Annotated in this window: 25 protein-coding genes; 8 read left to right on the plus strand and 17 right to left on the minus strand. The window is 75.5% G+C overall.

Going from position 1 to position 24,510, the window contains the following annotated elements:
- Positions 1 to 605: 605 nt before the first annotated feature.
- Positions 606 to 1,799 (plus strand): hypothetical protein, encoded by a 1,194-nt coding sequence (locus tag ACFQ8Y_RS05150; RefSeq protein ID WP_430584799.1) that lies wholly within the window; start codon positions 606 to 608, stop codon positions 1,797 to 1,799.
- Here the strand turns inward: ACFQ8Y_RS05150 and ACFQ8Y_RS05155 are convergent.
- Positions 1,753 to 2,415, minus strand: a complete 663-nt coding sequence (locus ACFQ8Y_RS05155; RefSeq protein ID WP_430584800.1) for an MOSC domain-containing protein — start codon at positions 2,413 to 2,415, stop codon at positions 1,753 to 1,755. The two genes, ACFQ8Y_RS05150 and ACFQ8Y_RS05155, sit on opposite strands and share 47 nt — an antisense overlap.
- A gap of 35 nt (positions 2,416 to 2,450) precedes the next feature.
- On the opposite strand from ACFQ8Y_RS05155, the gene ACFQ8Y_RS05160 reads away from it, so the two are divergent.
- Positions 2,451 to 3,782 (plus strand): NAD(P)/FAD-dependent oxidoreductase, encoded by a 1,332-nt coding sequence (locus ACFQ8Y_RS05160; RefSeq protein WP_430584801.1) that lies wholly within the window; start codon positions 2,451 to 2,453, stop codon positions 3,780 to 3,782.
- Here ACFQ8Y_RS05160 and ACFQ8Y_RS05165 read toward each other — a convergent pair.
- From ACFQ8Y_RS05165 to ACFQ8Y_RS05180, 4 genes are all read right to left on the minus strand, one after another.
- Positions 3,754 to 5,166, minus strand: a complete 1,413-nt coding sequence (locus tag ACFQ8Y_RS05165; RefSeq protein ID WP_430584802.1) for an amino acid permease — start codon at positions 5,164 to 5,166, stop codon at positions 3,754 to 3,756. The two genes, ACFQ8Y_RS05160 and ACFQ8Y_RS05165, sit on opposite strands and share 29 nt — an antisense overlap.
- Before the next feature lie 89 nt (positions 5,167 to 5,255).
- Positions 5,256 to 6,911: an ABC transporter permease gene (locus ACFQ8Y_RS05170; RefSeq protein WP_430584803.1), complete on the minus strand. Its 1,656-nt coding sequence runs from the start codon at positions 6,909 to 6,911 to the stop codon at positions 5,256 to 5,258.
- The gene (locus ACFQ8Y_RS05175) at positions 6,908 to 7,894 is read right to left on the minus strand and encodes an ATP-binding cassette domain-containing protein (RefSeq protein WP_430584804.1); all 987 of its coding nucleotides are present in this window, start codon (positions 7,892 to 7,894) and stop codon (positions 6,908 to 6,910) included. Before ACFQ8Y_RS05175 ends, ACFQ8Y_RS05170 begins: the two co-directional genes overlap by 4 nt.
- Positions 7,891 to 8,631 carry a TetR family transcriptional regulator gene (locus ACFQ8Y_RS05180; protein ID WP_430551030.1) on the minus strand — a complete coding sequence of 247 codons (741 nt, stop codon included), beginning with the start codon at positions 8,629 to 8,631 and terminating at the stop codon, positions 7,891 to 7,893. Before ACFQ8Y_RS05180 ends, ACFQ8Y_RS05175 begins: the two co-directional genes overlap by 4 nt.
- A 113-nt stretch (positions 8,632 to 8,744) precedes the next feature.
- Between ACFQ8Y_RS05180 and ACFQ8Y_RS05185 the strand changes: the two genes are divergently transcribed.
- Entirely contained in the window at positions 8,745 to 9,593 is an 849-nt protein-coding gene (locus tag ACFQ8Y_RS05185; protein WP_430584805.1) for an SAM-dependent methyltransferase, read from the plus strand.
- 76 nt (positions 9,594 to 9,669) lie between these two features.
- Complete coding sequence (locus ACFQ8Y_RS05190) at positions 9,670 to 10,113, plus strand: pyrimidine dimer DNA glycosylase/endonuclease V (protein ID WP_430584806.1); 444 nt, start codon at positions 9,670 to 9,672, stop codon at positions 10,111 to 10,113.
- Between the two features lie 42 nt (positions 10,114 to 10,155).
- Here the strand turns inward: ACFQ8Y_RS05190 and ACFQ8Y_RS05195 are convergent, their stop codons facing one another.
- From ACFQ8Y_RS05195 to ACFQ8Y_RS05220, 6 genes are read right to left on the minus strand one after another with little or no spacing between them, the layout of a single operon-like run.
- Positions 10,156 to 11,070, minus strand: a complete 915-nt coding sequence (locus ACFQ8Y_RS05195; RefSeq protein ID WP_430584807.1) for a prenyltransferase — start codon at positions 11,068 to 11,070, stop codon at positions 10,156 to 10,158.
- Positions 11,067 to 11,387, minus strand: coding sequence for a lycopene cyclase domain-containing protein (locus tag ACFQ8Y_RS05200; protein WP_430563049.1), 321 nt, complete (start codon positions 11,385 to 11,387; stop codon positions 11,067 to 11,069). The genes ACFQ8Y_RS05195 and ACFQ8Y_RS05200 overlap by 4 nt, the downstream gene beginning before the upstream one ends.
- Positions 11,384 to 11,734: a lycopene cyclase domain-containing protein gene (locus tag ACFQ8Y_RS05205; protein WP_430584808.1), complete on the minus strand. Its 351-nt coding sequence runs from the start codon at positions 11,732 to 11,734 to the stop codon at positions 11,384 to 11,386. The genes ACFQ8Y_RS05200 and ACFQ8Y_RS05205 overlap by 4 nt, the downstream gene beginning before the upstream one ends.
- Positions 11,731 to 13,353 (minus strand): phytoene desaturase family protein, encoded by a 1,623-nt coding sequence (gene crtI, locus ACFQ8Y_RS05210; RefSeq protein WP_430584809.1) that lies wholly within the window; start codon positions 13,351 to 13,353, stop codon positions 11,731 to 11,733. Before crtI ends, ACFQ8Y_RS05205 begins: the two co-directional genes overlap by 4 nt.
- Entirely contained in the window at positions 13,350 to 14,249 is a 900-nt protein-coding gene (locus tag ACFQ8Y_RS05215; protein WP_430584810.1) for a phytoene/squalene synthase family protein, read from the minus strand. The genes crtI and ACFQ8Y_RS05215 overlap by 4 nt, the downstream gene beginning before the upstream one ends.
- Entirely contained in the window at positions 14,246 to 15,325 is a 1,080-nt protein-coding gene (locus ACFQ8Y_RS05220; RefSeq protein ID WP_430584811.1) for a polyprenyl synthetase family protein, read from the minus strand. Before ACFQ8Y_RS05220 ends, ACFQ8Y_RS05215 begins: the two co-directional genes overlap by 4 nt.
- 52 nt (positions 15,326 to 15,377) lie before the next feature.
- On the opposite strand from ACFQ8Y_RS05220, the gene ACFQ8Y_RS05225 reads away from it, so the two are divergent.
- Positions 15,378 to 15,902, plus strand: a complete 525-nt coding sequence (locus ACFQ8Y_RS05225) for a MarR family winged helix-turn-helix transcriptional regulator (RefSeq protein ID WP_430584812.1) — start codon at positions 15,378 to 15,380, stop codon at positions 15,900 to 15,902.
- 15 nt (positions 15,903 to 15,917) lie between these two features.
- Here the strand turns inward: ACFQ8Y_RS05225 and idi are convergent, their stop codons facing one another.
- Positions 15,918 to 16,505 carry an isopentenyl-diphosphate Delta-isomerase gene (gene idi / locus ACFQ8Y_RS05230; RefSeq protein ID WP_430584813.1) on the minus strand — a complete coding sequence of 196 codons (588 nt, stop codon included), beginning with the start codon at positions 16,503 to 16,505 and terminating at the stop codon, positions 15,918 to 15,920.
- Positions 16,502 to 17,311, minus strand: coding sequence for a tryptophan-rich sensory protein (locus ACFQ8Y_RS05235; RefSeq protein WP_430584814.1), 810 nt, complete (start codon positions 17,309 to 17,311; stop codon positions 16,502 to 16,504). Before ACFQ8Y_RS05235 ends, idi begins: the two co-directional genes overlap by 4 nt.
- Before the next feature lie 137 nt (positions 17,312 to 17,448).
- Between ACFQ8Y_RS05235 and ACFQ8Y_RS05240 the strand changes: the two genes are divergently transcribed.
- Positions 17,449 to 18,942, plus strand: a complete 1,494-nt coding sequence (locus ACFQ8Y_RS05240; protein WP_430563054.1) for an SDR family oxidoreductase — start codon at positions 17,449 to 17,451, stop codon at positions 18,940 to 18,942.
- Positions 18,943 to 18,948: 6 nt separating this feature from the next.
- Here the strand turns inward: ACFQ8Y_RS05240 and ACFQ8Y_RS05245 are convergent, their stop codons facing one another.
- Complete coding sequence (locus tag ACFQ8Y_RS05245; RefSeq protein ID WP_430551017.1) at positions 18,949 to 19,302, minus strand: hypothetical protein; 354 nt, start codon at positions 19,300 to 19,302, stop codon at positions 18,949 to 18,951.
- A 60-nt stretch (positions 19,303 to 19,362) separates the two neighbouring features.
- Entirely contained in the window at positions 19,363 to 20,781 is a 1,419-nt protein-coding gene (locus ACFQ8Y_RS05250; RefSeq protein ID WP_430551016.1) for an adenylosuccinate lyase family protein, read from the minus strand.
- Positions 20,782 to 20,891: 110 nt separating this feature from the next.
- Here ACFQ8Y_RS05250 and ACFQ8Y_RS05255 point away from each other — a divergent pair, with 110 nt between their 5' ends.
- Positions 20,892 to 21,629 carry a VOC family protein gene (locus ACFQ8Y_RS05255; protein WP_430584815.1) on the plus strand — a complete coding sequence of 246 codons (738 nt, stop codon included), beginning with the start codon at positions 20,892 to 20,894 and terminating at the stop codon, positions 21,627 to 21,629.
- 16 nt (positions 21,630 to 21,645) lie between these two features.
- Here ACFQ8Y_RS05255 and ACFQ8Y_RS05260 read toward each other — a convergent pair whose 3' ends face one another.
- Complete coding sequence (locus ACFQ8Y_RS05260) at positions 21,646 to 22,272, minus strand: uridine kinase (protein WP_430584816.1); 627 nt, start codon at positions 22,270 to 22,272, stop codon at positions 21,646 to 21,648.
- A 47-nt stretch (positions 22,273 to 22,319) separates the two neighbouring features.
- On the minus strand, positions 22,320 to 22,664 hold the full coding sequence (locus ACFQ8Y_RS05265) for a TraR/DksA family transcriptional regulator (protein WP_430551013.1): 345 nt from the start codon (positions 22,662 to 22,664) through the stop codon (positions 22,320 to 22,322).
- A 132-nt stretch (positions 22,665 to 22,796) separates the two neighbouring features.
- On the opposite strand from ACFQ8Y_RS05265, the gene ACFQ8Y_RS05270 reads away from it, so the two are divergent.
- Complete coding sequence (locus ACFQ8Y_RS05270) at positions 22,797 to 24,464, plus strand: glycerophosphodiester phosphodiesterase (RefSeq protein WP_430584817.1); 1,668 nt, start codon at positions 22,797 to 22,799, stop codon at positions 24,462 to 24,464.
- Positions 24,465 to 24,510 lie beyond the last annotated feature (46 nt).

Raw genomic sequence — 24,510 nt, forward strand, 5'->3', positions numbered from 1 at the left:
CCCGGGGCGGTCCCACCGGGGAGCACCAGGTCGGTCGGCGCCCACCGCACGTCGACGACGTGGTCACCGATCGGATCGGTACGGCCCACCGATGCGGCGTCGTCCAACCTGACGTCATCCCCTCTGAGCTCGTCCAACCCGGCGTCGAGCGATCCGGCGAGGACGTGTTCGAGGACCGTCGCGCGCGCCGCCGTGACGTGCGGCGCGCGCGACGTGCGTCGCTCCGGTGCGGCCTGGGCACAGGCCGCACCGGAGCCGGGCGTCCGAGAACCACGGGGGTCGGCCGCGGGCGGCGCGGCGTGAGCTCCGTCGTCTTCGAACATGTGTTCGACTCTAGCGAGGATCGACTGACACCACAAGAGGTTCATCGCGCGTCCGACGACCGGCCGGGCAGCAACCACGCCCCCGTCGGTCCGAGGGACGAGCCATGGTCACCCGCCGCCCGCCGCGAGCCTTCGCAGGCCGTCTTCCGCCGGCGATCACGGCCGTCGGCCGCCCGCCGGTTCCCGTGCGCGGGGGACGCGCTTCCCCCGCACGGGGGAGGCCACCCGCCACCCCCGGCGCGAGCGTGGGAGCACACCCACCGACCGACCGGAGGCAGCACGATGACCAGCACGTCCGTCCCCAGAGAAGTCCCCCGGCGCGACGCCGGCCCCGGCAGCGCCCCGCACGCCGTCGAGGCACCGCCGCCGGACCGCCGGCTCGCCGCCGCCGCGCTCGTCGCGTCCGCCGCCACGGCGGCCATGCTCGGGTGGTTCGTCGCCCGGCCGGACCTCGACCCCCTGCTCGAGGACGGGCGCATGCTCGCCGCCGGGCTGGTGCCCGCGGCGTCGCTCGTCCTGGTCCTGCTCGCGGCCGCGCTGCTCGGCGTCGTGACCGCCGCGGCCGCGCTCGCCCGCCCCATCGCCCGCGCCGCCGGGCGCCTCGTCGCGCCGGTCGGCGCCGGCGAGGTCGTCCTGTTCGGCCTGCTGGCCCAGGGGTCGGGCACGCTCCCCGCCGCCGGCTACCTCGTGTCGTTCGCGGTCCCCGTCCTCGCCGTCTGGGCGGGCGTCCAGGTGTTCCGCAACCGCCCCGCGTGGCGGTTGCCCCTCGCCGCCGTCGCGGTGCTCGCCGTCGTCGGCGTCGTCGTCGGCCGCGACGCGTTCGCCACCTGGGTCGGCGCGGTCTCGACAGGGCTCGCGCGCGAGCCGTGGGCCCTGCCCGCGGTGCTGCTGCCCCTCGCGACGGCGGCCGCCTGGGGCGGCCTCGTCGCCGTGCGCGCCTGGCGGCGCGGGTCGCTGCGGACCGCCACCGCCTGGGTCACCCGGCACCGGAAGCTGTTCACGATCCTCGCGGCGCTCGGGCCGCTGCCCTACGCGCTCGCCCGCGCCAGCTGGCTGACCCCGTGGCCGCAGCTCGGCAACGGCGAGGAGCTGACGCTGGCGGTGAAGATCCAGGGCCTGTCGCTCTCGTCCGGCGCCTGGCTCGGCATCGTGCTCACGCTCGGCCTGATCCTGCCGTGGGGCGAGCGGCTGCCGCGTTGGTTCGGCCGCCGCGCAGGACGCCCGGTGCCGCCGGCCGCCGCCATCGTGCCCGGCGGGATCGTCGCCGTCATGCTCTGCGGCGCCGCCGTCCCGATGCTCCTCCTGATGGGCGCCACGGGCGCCCTGTACTTCCCCGCGTGGTTCTGGGGGCCCACGCTCGCCCTCGCGGTCTGGGGCTACGCGGGCCACCGGTACGGGGTCGGCGACGCCGTCGAGGGCGCCCCCGGGGTCAGCGACCCAGGGACTTCTCGGCCCGCTCCCGCAGCTCGTCGCTGAGGCGCAGCTCGCCGCCGTCGTGGGCCACGACCAGGGCCTTCGCGACGTCGGCGAGCACGGGCGCGCCGTCGAGCCGGTTGAACGCCCCGAACCAGTCCGCGAGCGTCACGCCGTGCGACGGCCGGTGCACCACCTCGACCTCGTCGCCCGCGCCCAGGTCGCCGTTCTCCACGACCCGCAGGTACGCGCCGGTCCGGTTCGCCTGCGTGAACCGGCGCACCCAGCGCGGCGGCGAGCCGAGGCGGCGGGCGAACGTCTGGCACGGGGTGCGCGGCACCGTCGCCTCGAGGAGCGCCGTGCCCACGCGCCACTGCTCGCCGACGACGGCCCCGCTCACCTCGAGCCCGCGGGTGCGCAGGTTCTCCCCGAACAGCCCCGGAGTGACCTCGTAGCCCAGCTGCGCGCCCCACCAGTCGGCGTCCTCCTGGGCGTACGCGTACACCGCCTGGTCCAGGCCGCCGTGGTTGGCGCGGTCCGCCTGCACGTCCGCGTACAGCCCGTACGGGCGGGCCTTGACCCGCCCCTCCACGGGGCGCTTGTCGATGGCGGTGACGCCCACCGTCCCGGCGTCGGGCAGGAGGGCGAACACGCGGCAGACGGCGAGGAGCTCGGGCACGGCAGCATTCTCTCAGGTCACCTACCGTGGTCCCCGTGAGCGAACGCACCGAGAACCTCCCCCATGTCGTGGTCGTCGGCGGAGGGTTCGGCGGTCTCGCGGTGGTGAAGGCGCTCGCGAAGGCGCCGGTGCGGGTCACGCTCGTCGAGCGGCGCGTCTACAACACGTTCCAGCCCCTGCTGTACCAGGTCGCCACCGGCGGGCTGAACCCGGGCGACGTCACCTACTGGCTCCGCGGGCTGCGACTGAAGCAGAAGAACCTGCGGGTGCTGCACGAGCACCTGGTCGGCGTCGACCACGACGCGCGCACCATCCGGCTCGCCAACGACGAGACGATCTCCTTCGACCACCTGGTGCTCGCCAACGGCGTCACCGTGAACTTCTTCGACACCCCGGGTGCCAAGGAGAACGCGTTCGGCATGTACTCGCGCTCGCAGGCCCTGCGGATCCGCGACCAGCTCTTCATCCGGCTGGAGCGCTCCGCGTTCACCCCGGGGTCCGACGACGGCCTGCGCGTCGTCGTGGTGGGCGGCGGCGCCACGGGGGTCGAGGTCGCGGGGGCGCTCGCGGAGCTGCGCACCGCCGGGCTGGCGCCCGCGTACCCGGAGATCCACGGCGACGCGTTCGAGATCACGGTCGTGCAGCGGGGCGGCGACCTGCTCAAGGCGTTCCACCCGAGCCTGCGCGAGTACGCCGCGAAGGAGCTGGGCCACCGCGGGGTGAAGCTGCACCTGGGGGCGGGCGTCGCGGAGGTGCTGCCCGACGCCGTCGTGCTCACCGACGGCACCCGCATCCGCGCCGACCTCACGGTGTGGTCGGCCGGCGTGGGACCGCACCCCGAGGTGGACGACTGGGACCTGCCCCGCCGGAAGGGCGGGCGCATCGCCGTCGGCCCGGACCTGCAGGTCGAGGGGCGGCCCGGCGTGTTCGCGATCGGCGACATCGCCGAGACGCCCGACTGGCTGCCGCAGCTGGCGCAACCGGCCATCCAGGGCGGGCAGCAGGTGGCGCGGAACATCCTCGCGCTCCTCGAGGGCCGGGCCACCGAGCCGCTGAGCTACCACGACAAGGGCACGATGGCGGTCATCGGCCGCCGCGCCGCGATCGCCGAGATCACCCTGCCCGTCACGTCGAAGATGCTGCGGCTCACGGGCGGTCTCGCGTGGCTGGTCTGGCTGTTCGTGCACATCATGTCGCTCGTCGGCCCGCGCAACCGCGTCACGACGCTCGCGGGCCTCGTCACCCGGTACGGGTTCCCGTTCCACCGCCGCCCGATCCCGATCGTCGGCGACGTGCCCACGATCCGGCCGGCGAAGCCGGACGCCGCCCCCGACGGTGCTAGCGAGCGGCGCGCACCCGGCGCGTGACGGCGTAGACCGCGAGGATCACGACGACGAGGCCGCCGGTGGCGACGAGCTGGGCGCGCGCCGCCGGGTCGGAGAGCATGAGCCCGGCGAGCGCGACGAGACCCGCGAGCGTCACCCACGTGAGGTACGGGTAGCCCCACATGCGCAGCCGCATGGGCTCGCCCGACCGCGCGGCGTCGGCCTCGAGGCGCGGGCGCAGGCGCAGCTGCGACACGGTGATGAGCAGCCACACCACGAACAGCGCGGAGCCGACGGCGTTGAGCAGGATCGTGAGGATCTGCGCGGGCAGCAGCCAGTTGAGCCCCACGGCGACGACGCCGAAGAACACGGACACGAGCACGGCCACCCACGGCACCTCGCGGCGCGAGACCCGGGTGGTGGCGGGGGGCGCGTCGTCGCGCTGCCCGAGGGAGAAGAGCATCCGCGACGTGCCGTAGACGTTCGCGTTGAACGCGCTGAGCAGCGCCAGCACCACCACGACCTCCATGAGCCGCGCGCCGCCCTCGAACCCGGCCATCTGCAGCACGGACACGAACGGCGAGGCCAGCCGCGCGGCGTCGTCCCAGGCGATGAGCGCGACGATGATCGCCACCGAGCCCACGTAGAACAGCAGGATGCGCCACACGATGGTGCGGGTGGCGCGGGCCACCGCGGTGCGCGGGTCGCGCGCCTCGGCCGCCGCGATCGCGACGATCTCGATGCCGCCGAACGCGAAGACGACGGTGAGCAGGCCCGCCGCGATGCCCGCCCAGCCGGCGGGGGCGAACCCGCCGTGCGCGGCCCAGTCGCCCAGCACGCTGCCGGACACCGGGATGACGCCGACCACGATCAGCACGCCCACCACGAGGAAGGCGAGGATGGCGGCCACCTTGATCGCCGCGAACCAGAACTCCGACTCGCCGAACTGCCGCACGCCCACGAGGTTGATGCCGCCCAGCACCAGCACGACCACGGCGGCCACGACCCACTGCGGCACGTCCGGCCACCAGCCGCTGACGATGCCCGCGACGCCCGTCACCTCGACGCCGAGCACCATGATCAGCGTGAACCAGTACAGCCAGCCCAGTAGGAAGCCGGCCCAGCGGCCCAGCGCCGCCTCCGCGTAGACGGAGAACGAGCCGGAGGCGGGCAGCGCGGACGCCATCTCCGCGAGCATGCGCATCACGAGGACGACGAGCGCCCCCGCGATGGCGTAGCTGACGAGGACGGCGGGGCCCGCGGTCGCGACGCCGACGCCGGCGCCGAGGAACAGGCCCGCCCCGATCGCGGACCCGAGCCCCATCATCGTCAGGTGGCGGGTGCGCAGGCCGTGCGCGAGCTGGGTGTCGTGGCCGGCGCCGGGCTGGTCGCTCGCCGTCGTGCCGGGATCCGTGGGGGTGCTCACGGCCGACCACGCTAACCCGCCCCCGCGAGTTGTCAGGACCAGCGCCCGGTATACGGCGCGCAGAGCCTGACGACTCGCGGGGCGGGGCGCTACTTCGTGGCGACGTCCCGACGGCGGAAGCCGGCGAACGCCAGCACGAACAGCCCGAGCGCGACGGCGCAGAGCCCGGCCACGTGCACCCCGTCGACGTCGCCGGTGAGCGGGTCGGGCACCCACCAGAACGGCGAGATCCGCCGCGCCCAGTCGGGCAGGTGGAGCAGGTCGGCGAACAGGGAGACGACGATCGTGTACTCCAGCAGCAGCCAGACCAGCGACGTCGCCCGGGGGACCCAGGCGAACAGCGCCGCCGCGAGCCCGACGAACACGGCCAGCGCCGGCAGGTACAGCAGCCCCGCCTCGACGACCTGGCCGAACGTCACCTCGTCGGTGCCCGCCACCGCCGCGCCGCCGGCCAGCGCGAGGACGCCCGTCACCAGCACCACCAGCGTGCCGAGGGACGTCACGGCGAGGTTCGCCCCGAGCCACCGGCCGCGGGAGACCGGCGTCGCGAGCGCGTACTCCGCGCGTCCGGCGTCCTCCTCCGACCGGACCCGCAGGGCGGCGACGATGCCGTACGCGGCCGCGCCGAGCGCGGCGTACAGCGTGATGATGCCGACGAAGGCCTGGGTCACCTCGCCGCTGCCGAGGACGCTCGCGTACACCGGGTTGTCGGCGAGCGACTCGGTCATCGACCCGACCTGGTTGACGATCGTGCCGGTGGCGAACCACATGAACGCCAGCCCGAGCGTCGTCCACAGGAGGGCCATGCGCTGCTGCACCCACACGAGCGCGGACGGCGTCCGCAGGCTCGGCAGGGCGTCGGCGCGGCCGGGGCGGTCGGGCACCAGCCCGGCGCCGAAGTCCCGGCGCGAGGCGAGCGACGCCGCCACGACCAGCAGCAGCACGATGGCGACGGCGCCGAGGGCGGCGGGCCACCAGCGCAGGTCCACGTAGGCGCGCATCTGCTGCGCCCACGCGATCGGGGACAGCCACGAGACCCAGCTGCCGTGCTGCTCCTGCATGTCGCCGATGGTGCGCAGCGTGAACGCCGCGCCGAGCGCCGCCATCGACAGCCCCGTGGCGCCGCGGGAGTGCTCCGTCACCTGCGCCGCGACCAGCGCGATCGCGCCGAACGTCATGGCGCTCATCGCGACGCCGAGCGACATCGCCACCGAGTCCGTGGCCTCCAGCCCGCTGCCGACCAGCACCGCGGACGACAGCGCTGCGACCACCAGGTTGACCAGCAGCACCACGATCAGCGCCGACGCGACCGACGCGTGCCGCCCGACGGCGGCCGCGCGCACCAGCTCCGACCGGCTCGACTCCTCCTCGGCGCGCGTGTGGCGCACCACTTGCATGATGCTCATGACCGCGAGCGCCAGCACCATCCACAGCACGAGCTCGTTCGAGACCGCCGCGCCGACGGTGTAGTCGTCGGTGCCGTACCCCGGCCCGGTCATCGACACCATGGCGGGCGTCTGCACCAGCGCGGCCCGCGCCTGCATGCCGGCCGGGTCGTCCGCCATCGACGTGTACTCGCCGAGGGAGGCGAGGTACAGCGCCGGGATCGCGAGGGACCACACGAGCAGGCGCACGCGGTCGCGGCGCAGGATGAACCGCACCAGGCTCCACGTGCCCGTCAGCGTGGTGCCGCCGGAGCGCGCGGACCCTGCGCGGAGCCGCGGCGCGGCGGTGACGGCACTCATCGTGCGCCCGCCTTGCTGGTGGCGCCCTCGACCTGCACGCCGTCGGCGGCGAGCTCGTCGCCGTAGTGCCGCATGAACAGCTCTTCGAGCGACGGCGGCTGCGCGGTGAAGGAGTGCACGCCGAGGGCGGAGACGGCGGGCAGGACACGCCCCATCTCCGAGTTGTCGACGTCGAACGTCACGCGCGTGCCGACACCGTTCTCGCTGGTGGCGAGGTCGTGCACCCCGGCCATCGCCCCGATCGGGGCCGGGTCGCCGTCGACGACGGCGGTGACGGCCGAGCGCGTGAGGTGGCGCAGGTCGTCGAGGGTGCCGGACTCCACGGAGCGGCCGCCGCGGATGATCGTCACGGTGTCGCAGACCTTCTCGACCTCGCTGAGGATGTGGCTCGACAGCAGCACGGAGGTGCCGGCGGCCTTGGCCTCCCGCACGTGCTCGGTGAACACGGCCTCCATGAGCGGGTCGAGGCCGGAGGTGGGCTCGTCGAGCACGAGCAGGTCGACCTGGGAGACGAACGCCGCGACGAGCGCGACCTTCTGCCGGTTGCCCTTGGAGTAGGTGCGGGCCTTCTTGGTGGGGTCGAGCTCGAACCGCTCCAGCAGCTCGGCCTTGCGCTTCTTGTCGGGCTTCCCGCGCAGGCGGGCGAGGTAGTCGATGGCCTCGCCGCCGGTGAGGTTCGGCCACAGCGACACGTCGCCCGGCACGTACGCCAGATGGCGGTGCAGCGCGACGGCGTCGCGCCAGGGGTCGCCGCCGAGCAGCCGGGCGCTGCCGGAGTCGGCGCGCAGCAGGCCGAGCAGCACGCGGATGGTGGTGGACTTCCCGGCGCCGTTCGGGCCGAGGAAGCCGGCCACCTGGCCGGCCTCGACGGTCAGGTCCAGCCCGTCGAGGGCCTGGACGGAGCCGAAGGACTTGCGCAGGTCGTGGATCTCGACCGCGCTCGCGGCCCGCGGGCCGGTGGTGGTTGCAGCCGTGGTGGTCATGGTTCCTCTTCGTCGTGGTGGGGGGTTCCGTCGGTGGGGGCCTGCGCCCCGGGCGGCGGGTCCGGCACGTACAGGAGGTAGTCGTCGAGCATGCGACGGGTGGTGAGGAAGCCCTCGGTGAAGAGCTCGAGCATCGGCAGGTACAGCTCGTCCATGAAGCGGCGCATGGCCGCGGTGACGTCGGAGGCGTCCTGCGGCGGGTCGAGCGTGACGGACAGCAGCATCGCGCCGAGGGAGGAGTAGACGAGGTAGCGCACCCGCGCCGCCTCGTCCCGGCTGGGCCGCACGACGCCGTCGCGCACCGCCTCGGACGTGTACACCTCGGCGTCGGCGATCATGTGCTCGGTGAACTCGCGACCCACCGCGCCGCCCACCTGCAGCGAGCGCAGCACGTAGCCCACGAGCGGCGCGTACTGGTCCGCCGCGGCGAGCACCTGCAGCAGGCTGCCGCCCGCGGCACGGCCGATCGAGTCGCGCTTGACGTCGCGGATCCACGCGAGCACGTACTCGTCGCACGCGGCGTGCAGCTTGTCCTTGGAGCCGAAGTGGTGGATGACGAGCGCCGCGCTGACCCCGGCGTCGGACGCGATGGTCCGGACGGACGCGCCGAACCCGGACCGGGCGAAGCGGCGCATCGCGACGTCGAGGATCCGGCCGCGCGTGCTGCCGTCGGGTTCCGGCACGAGCGGCCCGCGGTCCTCGGCAGGAACCTCCGGCGCGACATCGACTGAACGCATGTTCAACAGACTAAACACGTGTTCAGCCACCCCGCAAGACCCTGATTTCCGTCGCCCCCGTGACGGGCGGGCGGCTAGCGTGGCCGGATCCGCCCCCGTCCCGCAGGAGCCCCGTGCCCGACCTGTTCGGCCAGCTGTCGGCCGTCACCACCCGCCCCGCCCTCTACGCGACGCTCACGACCCCCGACCTGTGGACCGACCCCCACATCTCCGCGCGCATGCTCGCCGCGCACCTCGACCCCGACGTCGACCTCTCGACCTACCGGACCGAGCTCCGGGACCGCGTGCTGGCGTGGCTGGTCGACCGCTTCGACGTCGGCGAGGGCACGTCGGTGGCCGACCTCGGCTGCGGCCCCGGCCTCTACACGACGCCGCTCGCCCGCACCGGCGCGGCGGTCACGGGCCTCGACCTGTCGACGCGGTCGCTCGACCACGCCCGCGCGCTCGCCCGCGCCGAGGGGCTCGACGTCCGCTACCTGCACCAGGACTACCTCGCCTACCGGGAGGACGTCCGCTACGACCTCGTCCTGCTGATCATGCGCGACTACGGCGCCCTGCCGCCGGAGCAGCGGCGGGCGCTGCTGGGCACGGTGCGCGACCACCTCGCCCCCGGCGGGTCCTTCGTGCTCGACGTCGACCACCTGCCGGCGTTCGCCGCGGTCCGGGAGGAGACGGTCTTCGCGCCCGACCTCATGGACGGCTTCTGGTCGGCGGACCCGTACTTCGGGTTCCGCACCACGCACCGGTACGACGAGGAGCGCGTCTCCCTGGACCGGTACGACGTCGTCGAGGCCGAGCGGACGCGCACCTTCTGCAACTGGGTCCGGTACTTCGACCCCGAGGAGCTGACCATCGAGCTGTCCGCCGCCGGGCTCCGCACCGTCGACGTGCTGGGCGACCTGTCCGGCGCCCCGTTCGACCCGGACGGCCCGCAGTTCGCCGTCGTCGCGACCGCCGGCTGACCGGCGGGGCGCCGAAGGCGCCGGGTGCTCGGCGTCGGGCTGCTCGTGCGGTGGGTGCGCGTGTCACGATGACCCGGTGCGCCTCTGGTCCCTCGCCCCCGACTACCTCGACCGGCAGGGGCTGACGGCCTGCTGGCGCGAGGCCCTGCTCGCCCAGGCGGTGCTCGCCGGGCGCACGAAGGGCTACCGCGACCATCCGCAGCTCGCCCGGTTCCGCGCCACCCCCGACCCGCTCGCCGCCGTCGGGGCCTACCTCGAGGGGATCGCGGCCGAGGCGTCCGCCCGCACGTACTCCTTCGACCGCGGCCGGATCCTCGACGCACCCCACGCCGGCCGCCCGCCGGTGCCGCGGATCCCGGTGACGGACGGGCAGCTGGAGTTCGAACAGGCGCACCTGGCCGCCAAGCTCCGCGTCCGCACCCCCGGCCTCGCGCCGGCGCTCGAGGAGGCCGAGCGCGTCCGTGCGCACCCGCTCTTCACCGTCGTCCCCGGCGCACGCGAGGACTGGGAGCGGGGCTGACCCCGAGCCCGATCCCGAGCCCCGACAGCCTCCGGGCCGGGGTCAGAGCCAGCCCAGGCTGACGGCGATGAGCAGCTGCGTCACCAGGAACCCGGTGACGAGGTTGAGCCACAGGAACCGCCGCCACCCGGCGTGCGCCTCCTCGCAGCGGTCGTCGGGCAGGTTCCGGTACGGCGCGACGCTCACCACGTAGGGCACGACGAGGACGGCGGCGAGAGCCGCGGGCCAGCCCGCCAGGACCAGCACGACGCCGGCCGCGGCGTAGGCCACCATCGCCCCGCGCACGGTGCGCGCCGCGCCGAGCCACGTGGCCACCGAGCCGATCCCGGCGGCGCGGTCCGCCTCGACGTCCTGCACCGCGCCGAACGCCTGGGACGCCATGCCCCACAGGAAGAACGCCGCGAGCACCCCGACCACCGGCCCGGTGAGGGTGCCGCCCGCCAGCGCCAGGCCGAAGACGGCGGGGCTGACGAAATGGGTGCTCGACGTCGCCGAGTCCAGCACCGGCCGTTCCTTGAACCGCAGCCCCGGCGCGGAGTACGCGACCACGGCGAAGACGCTCACGGCGAGCACCGCGGTGGAGGCGGCCGACCCGACCACGACCAGGTAGACGAGGAACGGGACGTTGCTCAGGACGGCGGAGCGCACCGTGAGGCGGTGCCACCGCCGCGACAGCACGACGCCCTCGATCCCGCCCTTGCGCGGGTTGCGCAGGTCCGACTCGTAGTCCCAGACGTCGTTGAGCCCGTACATCAGCAGGTTGTACGGGACGAGGAAGTAGAGCGTGCCGACGACGAGCTCCGCGACGCCCACCCGGCCGGCGCCGCCCGCCAGCAGGTACGCCGCGGCGAACGGGTACGCCGTGTTGATCCAGCTCACGGGGCGGGACGACCCGACGACCTGGCGCAGCGCAGCCGCCGGCCCCGTCGTCTGACCCCCTCGCGCGGGCGCCGTCATGCGTCGACCTCCCCGCGCCCGTCGTCGCCCACCAGCGCCCACAGGGCGGGCAGCAGCAGCGCGGCCACGACGGGCCACGCGAGGTCCTCCACCGGCGTGAGCCACAGCCGCACGCCCACGAGCGCCGCGTCGTCGTACCGGAACAGGTCGGCGGCGATCATGAGGCTGTCGAAGACGACGGTGAGCGCCACGAGCACGACGGCGGCGAGCGCCGTCGCCGCCCACCACCGGCGCCCGAGGCGGCGCACCCGCGCGACGACCAGCGCGACCACCAGCGCGCCGGCGACGGCGCCGACCGCGAGCCCCGCGTACGTCATCGCGCGTCCCGGGCGAGGCGTCCGGCGAGCGTGCGCCGCAGGAGCCCGTGCAGCACCAGCGTGAAATAGCAGAGGAACAGGATGAAGAAGAGCTCCTCGAGCGGCAGGTGCGGCGCGAGCTCGACGCCGGTCATGGCGGCGCCTCCGCGGGAGTAGAAGCCCGCCGCGATCGCCACGAGGTCCCACCCGAGGAACACCAGCGTGCCGACGGCGAGGACGGCGGCGCCGCGGCCGGGGTGCGCGGACCAGAGGACGAGCCGCGCGCGCCGGTCCACGAGGGCCATCGAGGCCAGCGCCCCGAGCAGCAGCGCGAGGTAGACGAAGGAGGTCCAGTGCAGGGCGATCACTCCTGGGACGCGAGGGCCGGACGGGGCTCGGGGAGCGGGTGGGCGGTCGTGTCGCCGCGCACCCGCTTCACGGCGAGCTCCGCGCTGATGAGGCACATCGGCAGCCCGACGCCGGGGATCGTCGACCCGCCGGCGTGGAGCAGCCCCGCGACCCGCCGCGAGCGGTTGCCCGCCCGGAACATCGCGCTCTGGCGCAGGGTGTGCGCCGGGCCGAGCATGCCGCCGGACCACGACGACAGGTCGGCCGCGAAGTCGCCCGGCCCCACGGTGCGCCGCACCACGACGCGCTCGCGCAGGTCGGGCACGCCCGCCCACGCGGCGACGCGGTCGATCGCGGCGTCCGCGACCGCCTCGACGGCGGCGTCGCCCGTGCCGTCCTCGCCGCCGCGGCCGAGGCCCGGGTCGGCCGGCACGGGCACGAGCAGGAAGAGGTTCTCGTGCCCGGGCGGGGCCACGGTCGCGTCCGTGCGGGACGGCGCGCACACGTACAGCGACGCCGGGTCGGGCACGCGCCCCTCGGCGATGGCGCCGAAGTTCTCCCGCCAGTCCGCGGTGAAGAACAGCGAGTGGTGGGCGAGCTGCGGCACGCGGCCGCGCACGCCCAGCATCACCAGGACGCCGCCCGGCCCCGGGTCGCGCCGGGCCCACCACGCCGGCGACCGGTCGCGCAGGTCGGGCGGCAGCAGGTCCTGCTCCACGTGGTGCAGGTCGGCCGCGGTGACGACGACGTCGGCGGGCGCGTGGTGCTCGTCCCCGGCGGCGTCCACCCAGCGCACCCCGGTGACCGCAGCCCGGGGACGGCGGGACCCGGGGACGGGGATCCGGGTCCGTGCCGCCCCCGGGCCGTTCCCGACGGCCGTGGTCGTGATCGCGGTCGCCCGCGCGCGGGTGCGCAGGGTGACCCCCGCGCCCACCGCGAGCCCGGCGACCGCGTCGACCACGCGCGCGAAGCCCCCCTGCGGGTATCGCACGCCGCCGTCGAGGTCCAGGGCGCTCATCAGGTGGTACAGGCTCGGCGCCCGGTCGGGCGACGAGCCGAGGAAGACCGCGGGGTACCCCAGCACCTGGCGCAGCCGCACGTCCTGGAACGACGCGGCCACCCGGGAGCCGAGGGACGCGCCCAGCAACGGGGCGAGCCGGTGCCACCGCTTCGCGACGTCGGGATGGGCGAACGGCCGCCAGGAGGCGAACGTCGTGTACAGGAAGTGCCGCAGCGCCAGGTCGTACGTGTCGTGCGCGGAGTCCAGGTACCGCTCCAGGCGCTCCCCCGCGCCGGGCTCGACCGCCTCGAACGTCGCGACGTTGGCGGCCCGGTCGGGCGAGACGTCCAGCGCGTCGTCGTGCCCCTCGAAGAAGACGCGGTAGGCCGGGTCGAGCCCGACGAGGTCCAGCTCGCGGTCGGCGCTCGAGCCCATGAGCCGGAACCAGTGGTCGAAGACCTCGGGCATGAGGTACCACGACGGGCCCGTGTCGAAGCGGAAGCCGGCGCGCTCCCAGGAGCCCGCGCGCCCGCCCGGTGCGGCGTGCCGCTCGAGCACCTCGACCTCGTGCCCGTCGCGCGCGAGCAGCCCGGCCGTCGCCAGCCCCGCGATCCCCGCACCGACCACGACCACCCTCACCGGAGCACCTCCCCCGCAAGGGCCCCGGCCACCAGCCGCGCCTTGACCGGACCCGGGACCCTCACCCGCTCCTGCCGGATCGTGGCGGCCGAGGTGGTCGCCAGCCGACGGGAGAGCTCCGCGAAGAGGTCGTGCGCCACCCGCACCGCGAGGCGCGAGCCGCGCGGCAGGTCGTCGATCGCGACGCGCGCGGCCGCCAGGTCGGCGTCGATGTCGGCGATCAGCCGGTCGCGGTCGTCGTCGCCGAACGCGTCCACGTCCAGCCCCGGGAAGTAGGCCCGGCCGCGGAGGTCCACGTCCTCGGCCAGGTCGCGCAGGAAGTTGACCTTCTGGAACGCCGCGCCGAGCCGTTCCGCGCCCGGGGCCAGGCGGTCGTAGGCCGCGTCGTCCCCCGCGACGAACACGCGCAGGCACATGAGGCCGACCACCTCGGCCGAGCCGTGCACGTACGCGGCGAAGCTGGCCTCGTCGTGCGCGGTCACCGAGAGGTCGGCCCGCATCGACGCGAAGAACGGCGCCACGAGGTCGTCCCCGATGCCGAACCGGCGCGCGGTGCGCGCGAAGGCGTGCACCACGAGGTTGCTGCTGCGCCCGCGTGCCCGCGCCCGCGCGACCTCGTGCTCGAGCTCGGCGAGCAGCTCGCCGCGCTCGGCGGCGGAGAGCCCGGGCCGGGGGTCGTCGACGATCTCGTCGGCCACCCGGACCAGCGCGTAGACGCCGCGCACGTGGTCTCGCACGTCGTCGCCGAGCAGGCGGCAGGCCCAGCCGAACGACGTCGAGTAGGCACGGACGACCACCGCGGCGCTGCGCACGGCCGCGGCGTCGTACGTCGGGTCGTCCGCCGCGACGCCGGGGATGCCGGGGACGGCCCGGTCCGGCGCGGTCGCGGCGCTCATGCGGCGCTCGTCGCGTGCGGTCCGGTCCCGACGAGACGCTCCACCACCGCGTCCAGGCCGAGGTCGCGGCCCAGCGCCCGGGCGTCGCGCTCGAGGTCCGCCACGAGGGTCTCGACCGCCGCACGGGCCCCGCACGCCGCGAGCAGCTCGCGGGCCCGCGCCAGCTCCGGCTCCCCGGCGTCGGGTTCGCCGAGCACGGCGCTCAGCTCGCCCCAGGCCCACGTGCCGCGGGCGAGCGCCACCAGCGGGGTGCACTTGCCCTCCCTCAGGTCGGAGGCGTTGCTCTTGCCGGTCACCTCCGGGTCCCCGAACACCCCGTCGAGGTCGTCGCGGAGCTGGAACGCGAGGCCCAGGTCACGCCCCAGGCGCAGGACGTCGGGCTCGAGGTCGTCCCGGCCCGCGAGGACCGCCGCGGCCCACAGCGGGAGCTGGAACGAGTACGCGGCCGTCTTGCGCTCGGCCGTGCGGAGCGTCTCGTCCAGGTCGGCGCACGGCCCGAGGCTCAGCCGGACGTCCGCGAGCTCCCCGTCGGCGGTGACGTGCAGGGTCTCGTCGAGGGCGTCGAGCAGTCGCTCGGTGGTCGCCGGGGCGGCCCCGCACAGCGCGACCGCCCGCACCGCGCCCGCGAGCGCCAGGTCACCGGCCAGGATGCCCGCCGCGGCGCCGTAGCCCTCGGCCCGCCGGTCGTCGACGCCCGCCTCCCGCGCCCGGGCCGCGAACGCCCCGGCGACGTTCGGGCGCCCGCGTCGGGTGTCGGCCTCGTCGATGACGTCGTCGTGCACCAGGAAGGCGTGGTGCAGCAGCTCGAGGGCCGCGGCCACGGCGAGCGCGACCTCCCGAGGCTCGGGCGGCGCCGCCGGTGCGAGCGCGTCGTAGGCGGCGAGCAGGAGGCGCGGCCGCAGCCGCTTGCCCCCGCGGCTCGTGCCGCGCACGGACTCCCACAGCCGGGCGTCCTCCGGACGGGGGCCGGTGACGAACAGCCGGTCGACGGCGTCCTCGATGTGCTCGGTGTCCGCGGTCGACGGGTCGCCGGCCCACGACGAGCGCTCCATCCGGCCCACCTCCTCGCCAAGCATGTATTTAGCCTAGCAAGATACTAGCCAGATGTGCAGTGGCTAGGATGAGCGCGTGACCCAGGCACCCACGGGGGGCTCCTACTGGTTCGGGGAGTCGGACGCGGAGGCCCGCAGCCTCCTCGAGGCGCTGCGGGCGTTCCGACGTGCCGACGAGGCCATGCGGCGCCGCGCCGGCCGCGACATGAAGATGAACCTCACCGACCTCCGTGCCCTCCAGCACGTCATCGCGTGCGAGGGCCACGGCGATCCGGCGACGCCGCGCGGGCTCGCCGCGTACCTGGCGATCTCCACCGCCTCGACCACGAAGCTGCTCGACCGCCTGGTCGCCTCGGGGCACCTGGAGCGGCGCCCGCACCCGTCGGACCGCCGCTCGGTCGTCGTCGTCGCCTCCGACGCCGCGCACGCCGAGGTGCGCGAGCGGCTCGCCCCGGTCCACGCCCGCATGCTCGAGATCGCGCGGGCCGTGCCGGCGCGCTCCCGCCCGGCCGTGCGGGACTTCCTGCTGGCCATGGCGGCCGAGGCCGAGCGGGAGTCCGACCACGCGGCCGGGACCGTGGCCGGCGACGCGCCCGCCTGATCCCCGCGGCGCCCGCTACGCGACGCCTGGCTGCGCGCCGCCCGGCGCGGTCCAGCCCGCCGCGCGCAGCTCGGGCACCTGCTCGACCATCCACGGGCTCACCGCCCAGGGCGCGAGGTCGACGAGCGCCTCGACGTCACCCGGCCGCACCCACCGCCAGTCCATGACCTCGTCCGGGTTCGGCGCGGGGTCGCAGTCCACCGACGCGAGCAGCACCGGGCAGATCTCGTTCTCGACGACGCCGCCCGCGTCCACCGCGCGGTAGCGGAACGACGGCAGCACGGGCTCGCCGTCGGTCGCCACGTCCAGCCCGAGCTCGTGCCGGCCGTGCCGCAGGACGGCCTGCGCCAGCGGCTCGCCCCGGCGCGGGTGCCCGCAGAACGAGTTGGTCCAGACGCCGGGCCACGTCCGCTTCGACAGCGCGCGCCGGGTGACCAGGAGCCGCCCGTCCGGGCGGAACAGGTAGCAGGAGAACCCGAGGTGCAGCGGGGTGTCGCGGGTGTGCACCGTCGCGCGGGGGGCGACCCCCAGCGGCGCGCCCGCGTCGTCGAGCAGGACCACGTGGTCCTCGGCGGCCCCGGGGCCGCCGTCGACCCCGCTCACGACGCACCCGCGACGACGTGGCCGCGAACGGCCCGCAGGCGCAGCACCACCGCCGCCCCGAGCACGACGACGGCCGCGGCGACGGCGCTGGCCGCGGCGGGTGCCGAGGCGGGCTCGCCCCCGGACCGCGCGACGGCCACCCACGCCAGGCCCCAGGCGATCGCCGCCGCCACGGCGATGCGTCCCTGCCCCCGCACCGCGAGCGCGACGCCGACGGCGGCGACCGCCGCGAGGATCCCCACGGCCCACCAGTCCGCCGCCACCGCCCCGCCGTCGAACCCCGCGGCCGCGAGGGCCGCCGCCACGTTGGCGACGGTGGCCACGCAGACCCAGCCCAGGTAGAGGCCGAGCGTCCCGTCCACGAGCACGCGCTCGACCACGCCGCTCGCCGGCGTCCGCACCAGGACCAGGAACGTCCGGGCGAGCACGGCGAGGAGCACCGCGATGACGAGCACGCTCCACCACAGCGCGCCGGCCTGGACGACGAGGATCCAGGCCGCGTTGAGCAGCATGGTCGCCGCGACCGGGAGCCGCAGCCGCCGCTGCCGGTCGTCGGCCGCGTGCGCGGGGAGCCACTGGAACACCGTGTAGCCCGCGAGGCCGAGGTAGATGACGGTCCAGATCGAGAACGCGGGGGACGCCGGGGCCACCAGGGTCGCGTCGGCCGCGAGCGCGCCGCCCGCGGCCTCCGACACCCGGGTGCCGCCGAAGACCCCGACGCCGATCATCGACCCCACCACGCACACCAGCAGGCTCGCCGTCACCGCGACCTGCTGCAGCCGCGGAGCGGTCGTCGCGTCCGCCATCGGATCCTCCTCGCACGTCGGACGTCGCCGCGGCGAGGCGCCGCGGCACCTTCCACCCTGCCACCACGCGCACAGTATTGCTAGCCTGGCTAGCAACTTGAGACCCGAGAGGGGTCCGCCGAGAAGGAGGTACGCCCGTGCCGACCGACGCGCCGCTCGTGCTGGTCACCGGCGCCACCGGGTACATCGGCGGGCGGCTCGTGCCCGAGCTGCTCGCCGCCGGGTACCGGGTCCGCGTGCTCGCCCGCCATCCCGAGCGCCTCACCGCGCGCGCCTGGGCCGACGCCGTCGACGTCGTGACGGGCGACGCCGGCTCGCACCAGGACCTGCGCCGCGCCCTGGACGGGGTCGAGGTCGCCTACTACCTCATCCACGCCCTCGGCGCGGGGCACGGGTTCGCCGACACCGACCGCCGCACGGCCCGCGGGTTCGCGGAGGCGGCCGCCGAGGCCGGGCTGCGCCGCGTGGTCTACCTGGGCGGTCTCTACCCCGACACCGCGGACCTGTCGCCGCACCTCCGCTCCCGCCGGGAGGTGGAGAGGATCCTGCTCGCCGGCCGGGTCCCCACCGTCGTCCTGCGGGCCGCGGTCATCCTGGGCTCCGGGAGCGCGTCGTTCGAGATGATGCGCTACCTCACCGAGCGCCTGCCCGTCATGGTCGCCCCGCGGTGGATCGACAACCGCATCCAGCCGATCGCCGTCCGCGACGTGCTGCGCTACCTGGTCGGGGCAGCGGAGGTCCCCGACGACGTCAGCCGCGGCTTCGACATCGGCGGCCCGGACGTGCTGACCTACCGCGGGATGATGCAGCGCTACGCCGCCGTCGCGGGGCTGCGGCCCCGCGTGATCCGCGCCGTGCCCGTGCTGACGCCCCGGCTCGCGAGCCTGTGGGTCGGGCTGGTGACCCCGGTGCCGCCGGCGATCGCCCGCCCCCTGGTGGGCTCGCTGGTGCACGAGGTCGTGGCGCGCGACCACGACATCGCGCGGTACGTCCCCGACCCGCCCGAGGGGCTCGTCGGGTTCGACGACGCGGTCGCCCTGGCGCTGGCCCGGATCCGTGACCTCGACGTGCGGACCAGCTGGAGCTCGGCGTCCACGCGCGGCGCGCCGTCCGACCCGCTGCCCGACGACCCGGACTGGGCCGGAGGCAGCCTGCTCGTCGACGACCGGGCCCGAGCGGTGGACACCACGCCGGAGTCGCTGTGGTCGGTGATCGAGGGCATCGGCGGCGCCCACGGCTGGTACTCCTGGCGCCTCGGCTGGGTCGCCCGCGGCGTGCTCGACCGCCTCTTCGGCGGCCCCGGGCTGCGGCGCGGCCGGCGGCACCCGCACCGGCTGGAGCCCGGGGACGCGCTCGACTGGTGGCGCGTGGAGAAGGTGGTGCCCGGACGGCTGCTCCGGCTGCGCGCCGAGATGCGCCTGCCGGGGCTCGCGTGGCTGGAGCTGGCGGTCGAGGAGGGTCCCGGCCCGAGCCCGGTGTTCCGGCAGCGCGCGATCTTCTCCCCGCGCGGCCTGCCGGGGCAGCTGTACTGGTGGGCGATCAGCCCGTTCCACGGGATCGTGTTCGGCGGGATGCAGCGCAACATCGCGCGCGCGGCCCACGAGCACGCGGTCGCCGAGGGGCGCCGCTGAACGACGTCAGTGGCGGGCCCGGCGGGCGCCGAGCGGGCCGCCGAAGACCAGCGAGATGCCGAGCACGTACCCGACGTCGTACCAGTTGCCGGTGTTGTGCACCTCGTACACCGACACGGAGTCGGTGAACAGGGAGACGATGAACGTGATCGGCAGGATCATGCCCTGCCACAGGCCCCACCAGAACCCGTAGGGCCCGACGCCGCTGATCGTCGACGTGTCGACGGCCGGGTTCGGGCCCGCCGCGCACGCGCCCAGCACCGCTAGCGCGGCGAGGGCGAGCGCCGCCGCCGTCACGCGGCGGGCCGTCCGGCCGCGGGACGCACCCGCCTGGCCATGCTCCCTCTGCGCACGTTCCATCTGCCCACGATGACACCGGCCGGCCGCCGACGCCCCGCGGACGGCGTCCGGCGCCCGGGTTCACCCCTCCCCGGGCCGCTGGCTCCCGACCGAGACGGGGATCCGGGCGGGCAGCGCCTCGAGCCGGTCCGCGGTCTCGTCCGCGCACGCGGCGAGCTCCCGCGCGATCTCCGTGCTCAGGCCGAGGTAGCCCGCCGGGTCGAGGAGGGTCCGCAGCTCGTCGTCGTCGAACGCCTCGCTGACCACGGGGTCGCCGTGCAGCAGCTCGAGGAACGGGCGCCCGTCGGACGCGGCCGCCTGCGCGACGGTGAACACGACATCGTGCGCCTTCTGCCGCCCGATCTTCTCGCCGAGGGCGAGCATGAGGGACTCCGAGCCGATCATGCCCTCGGACAGGCGGATGTTCGCCCGCATCCGGCCCGGGTCGAGCTCCAGGCCGTCCATCACCACCTCGAGCCGCGCGAGCATGTCGCCCGCCAGCACCGCGGCGGACGCCGAGACGTCCTCGAGCAGGGCCGTCATGGCGCCGTTCGCCTCCTGGTCGTGCAGCATCGACTCCAGCGCCGGGCCGGCGAGGGCGCGCAGCTCCGCCGACATCGTCTGCATGTCGAGGGCGAGCTGGGGGTTGCGCTTGTGCGGCATGGTCGAGCTGCCGACCGTGCCCTCCGGCACCGGCTCGAACGCCTCCGCGAACTCCGGCTGCATCAGCGTGTAGACGTCCCGGCCGATCTTGCCGATCGTGCCCGCGAGCTGCGCCAGCACCAGCACGAGCTCCACGATGCCGTCGTTGACCGACCGGGACGGCACGCGCATCGGGTGCAGCCCGAGCCGCCGCGCCACCCCCGCCTCGATCGCCCGGCCCGAGCCGCCGAACGACGCGAACGTGCCCGCGGCGCCGCCCATGAGCACGCAGAACAGCCGCTCGTCGAGGCGCTCCAACCGGTCGGCGTGCGCGGCGAGCTGGTCGATCCACACCGCCACCTTGAAGCCGAACGTCACCGGCACCGCGTGCTGGCTGTGGGTGCGGCCCGCCATCGGCAGCGCCGCGGACGACTCCGCGAGGCGGCCCGCCGACCGCAGCACGCGGCCCAGCTGGCGCAGCACCGCCCGGTGCGCGTCGCGCAGCACCAGCACGTCCGCCGTCTGGGTGATGTTCTGCGTCGTCGCGCCCCAGTGCACCCAGCCGCCGTGCTTGGAGCCGACGGCGCGCGCGAACTCCTCGATGAGCGGCACCAGCGGGTGGCTCGCCTCGGCGGTCGCGGCGAGCACCCGCCGCACGTCGAGCTTCTCGATGCGCGCCGTGAGTGCGATGGCGCGGGCCGACTCCGCCGGGATGAGCCCGGCGTCGGCCTCCGCGAGCGCGAGCGCCGCCTCGACGTCGAGCCGCGCCTGCCACCGGTTCTCCCGCGTGAACAGCCGAGCGATGCCGGGGTCGGGCACGCGGCCCTCGGTGAAGCGTCCGAACGGTGCGACGATCATGCGGCCCCCAGGGCGTCCGACGGCGGTGAGCAGCATGATCGCCCCGCCCGGCGGCGCTGTACAGCCCCGGCGCGCTGCGGGTGTCGGAGGTCCGCGGCACGCTGGGTCCCATGAGCGACGAGACGACGACGCGGGTCGCAGCCCTGGACGCGGTGGTGTTCGACGTCCCCGAACCGCAGGTCGCGGCGGACTTCTGGCAACGGCTGACCGGCGCGGAGGTCGAGCAGCAGGGGTACGGCGAGGACTGGATCACGCTGAACACCCCCGACGGCTGGTCGCTCGCCTTCCAGCCCGCCCCCGACCTGGTGCCGCCGCAGTGGCCCGGGCAGGAGCACCCGCAGCAGCTGCACCTCGACCTGCGCGTGCCGGACGTCGCGGCCGCCGTGCAGCGCGCCGTCGGGCTCGGCGCCACGGTGCTGCGCGAGAACCCGGAGTGGACGACGCTCGCCGACCCTGCCGGGCACCCGTTCGACCTGTGCCACGCGCCCGACAACGACGGTCTGACGATCATGGGCCTCACCTTCGACGTGCCGGACGCCTCGGCCGCCGCCGCGTTCTGGTCCGGCGTCCTCGGCGACCCGGTGGTCTACGACGCCGAGGGGATGGCGATGCTCGGCGGGGAGAGGGCGCTGCTGTTCCAGCAGGTGGAGGACTACGCCGCCCCGCGCTGGCCCGACCCGGCGTACCCGCAGCAGCTGCACATCGACCTCCAGATCGGCCCGCAGACGCTGGACGAGGCGGAGGCCGCGGCCCTCGCCGTCGGCGCGCAGCGGCTGCCCGGCGGTGAGGACACCTTCCGCGTCTTCGCCGACCCCGCCGGCCACCCGTTCTGCCTCTGCACGGGCTGACCGCCGGCCCGGCGGGTCAACCCGGCAGCACCAGCGCGGGGCGGTCGGGGTGGTCCACCCGCACGACGACATCGGCGCGGCGCTCGGGCTGCGCCTCGCGGCGGTAGCGCCCGTACGCCGCGAGGGTCCACGCGTCGTCGAGCGGCGTGTTCCGCGTCTCCGTCGCGGGCCGCAGCGCCAGGTGGACGGCCAGGTCGACGTCGAGCCCCCGGCCCAGCGCGAGCGACCCGTCCAGCACGACGACGGTGCCCGGCGGCGCCTCCTCGTACCCCGCGCGGGCCGAGCGGCCGGTGTCCGGGTCGCGCAGGCTCGGCAGCCAGCGGCCCCGCGTCACGACCGCGCCCAGCACCTCCCGGTTGAGCCCGTCGACGTCGATCCACTCGTCCAGGAGCGCGTCGGCGTCCCGGCGGCCGCGCTCGAGCCGCAGCGACCGGGCGCGCAGGAAGTCCCGGACCCGCACCCGTGCGACCGGGCGGCCCGCCGCGCGCAGCGGCTCGACCAGCGCGTCCGCGAGCGCCTCCGGGCGCGTGGACGGGTGCCCGTCGACGAGCACGCGCACCGGGACGTCGCCCGCCCCGCGACCCAGGACGCGCGCCACGACGTGATCCACCACGCCGTCCGGGGTCAGGGGTTCCACGCGCACGCCGTCATGCTGCCAGGTCGCGCGCCCTCCGACGCCCGGCCCACCCCTCAGCGCGCGTGCTCGACGCAGCGGGTGGCGGCGGGCCGCGCCTCCAGCCGGGCGGCGGGGATGGGCCGGCCGCACACCTCGCAGACGCCGTACGTCCCGGCGGCGACGCGGTCGAGCGCGGCGAGGAGCTGGTCGCGCTCGCGCTCCGCCTCGGCCGCGAGCGCCGCCGCCTGCTGCCGCTCCCACGCGAGCGTGGCGCCCTCGGGGTCGTGCTCGTCGTCGGCGTTGGAGTCGCGCGCCGACTCGACGATCCCGTCGACGGCGCGGCGCTGCGCCGCGAGGCGCTCCTCCACCTCCGCGAGGCGCGCGCGCAGACGGCCCTCGGCGTCCTCCCGGTCGGTCATCCCGGCAGTCTCGCACCCCACCCGAAGTTCGTCCGACCGTCACCGGCGGGTCACCCCGTCGGCCCCGGCCCGGACATCCGCGCTGCCTAGCGTGCCCGCCATATCCGTCCGACGACGCCAGGAGGGTCCACCATGACCGCACGCCGCCGCACCCTGCTCGCCCCGCCCGGGACGCGCACCGTCCCCGCCACGCTCGCGTTCGCCGTCGCCGCGGGGGTGTCCGTCGCCTCGTTCGGCGCGACCCTCGTCGCACCGCCCGTCGCGACCGCCGCGCCGCTCGCCGCCGAGCCCGGCGACGTCGTCTATGCCCAGGACTTCGACGACGTCCCGGACGGCGCGCTGCCCGACGGCTGGCGGGTCGGGGCGGGCGCGTGGGCCGTGCAGGACGGCCGCCTCGTGGGCGAGCCGTCGACGATCGGGCGCGTCACCTTCGGCCCGCACCTGGAGAACTACCGGCTCGAGGCCACGGTGCGCTTCGACGCCGTGAACAACGCGGCCCGCTGGCTCGCGCCGATCCTCGACATCGACTCCGCCGGCGGCGTGCCGTGGTGGCAGGCCGCCATGCGCTCCACCACGACGGCGAGCAACGGCCTCGAGCTGGCCGAGCGCACGTCGGGCAACGCGTGGAACGTGCCGTCCACGGCGGCCGCGCCGTCGGACGCCGGCGTCGGCAAGGACGTGCCGATCGCGATCGAGGTGCAGGGCAACCACGCCACCTGGGTCTTCGACGGCCAGGAGGTGCTGGAGGGGCGCATCGGCCGCACCGACGACGGCGTGCTCGGCTTCTCCGCCGACGGCGCGCGCGTGAGCATCGACGACGTCGTCGTCACGGAGCTCGAGCCGAAGCCCGTCGTGAACGAGCCCGGCGACCTTCCCGTCACCGCGGCGCACCGCGGCTACTCGTCGGTCACGCCGGAGAACACGCTCGCCGCGTACGCCGCGGCGATGAAGACCGGCGCCGAGTACGTCGAGATCGACGTGCACACCACCGCGGACGGCGTGCCGGTCGTCCTGCACGACCAGACCGTCGACCGCACCACGGACGGGACGGGCGACGTCGCGTTCCTGCGGTCGCCGTACCTCGGCTCCCTCGACGCGGGATCGTGGTTCAGCCCCGCGTTCACCGGGGAGAAGGTCCCCACGTTCGCGCAGGTGCTCGACCTCATGGACACCGGCAGCTCCGACCTGCTGCTCGAGATCAAGGGGCCGGAGACCCGCGCGGAGGTGGACCGGACGGTCGACATGATCCTCGAGGCCGGGCTGGAGGACCGCGTGGTGCTGCAGTCGTTCGACGAGAAGGCCCTGGAGTACGCGTACGACCGCGCCCCGCAGATCCCGCTCGGCCTGCTGCGCGGCGCCCTCGACGCGGACCCGGTCGCCACGGCGGAGCGCCTGCACGCCACGTACTACAACCCGTCCGGCTCGGCGCTGGCCACGCGGCCGTCCGTCGTCGAGGACCTCAACGCCGCCGGCGTCGGCGTCTTCGTGTGGACGGTCGACTCCGCCGCCGACTGGACCCGGTTCACCGACCTCGGTGTCGAGGGCATGATCACCAACCGGCCCGGCGCGTTCGTCGGGTGGAAGGCCGCGCAGGAGCAGGCCGCCCCCGAGCCCGAGCCCGCCCCCGGCCTGCTCACCCGGCTCGCCGACCTCGACCTCTCGACCGGGCAGGCGCAGCAGCTGTTCTCCGCCCTCGCCCGCGAGGACTGGGACCGGCTGGAGCGCGTCGTGACGAAGCACGTCGACGACGCCGAGCAGCGCGACGCCCTCCTCGCGGAGATCGCCGAGCTCCGCGCCTGACCGCCACCGTCGAGCACGGGATCCGTACCGCTACGGGCGCCGACGG

It is taken from the genome of Isoptericola sp. NPDC056605, assembly GCF_042792795.1.
Lineage (GTDB): Bacteria > Actinomycetota > Actinomycetes > Actinomycetales > Cellulomonadaceae > Isoptericola.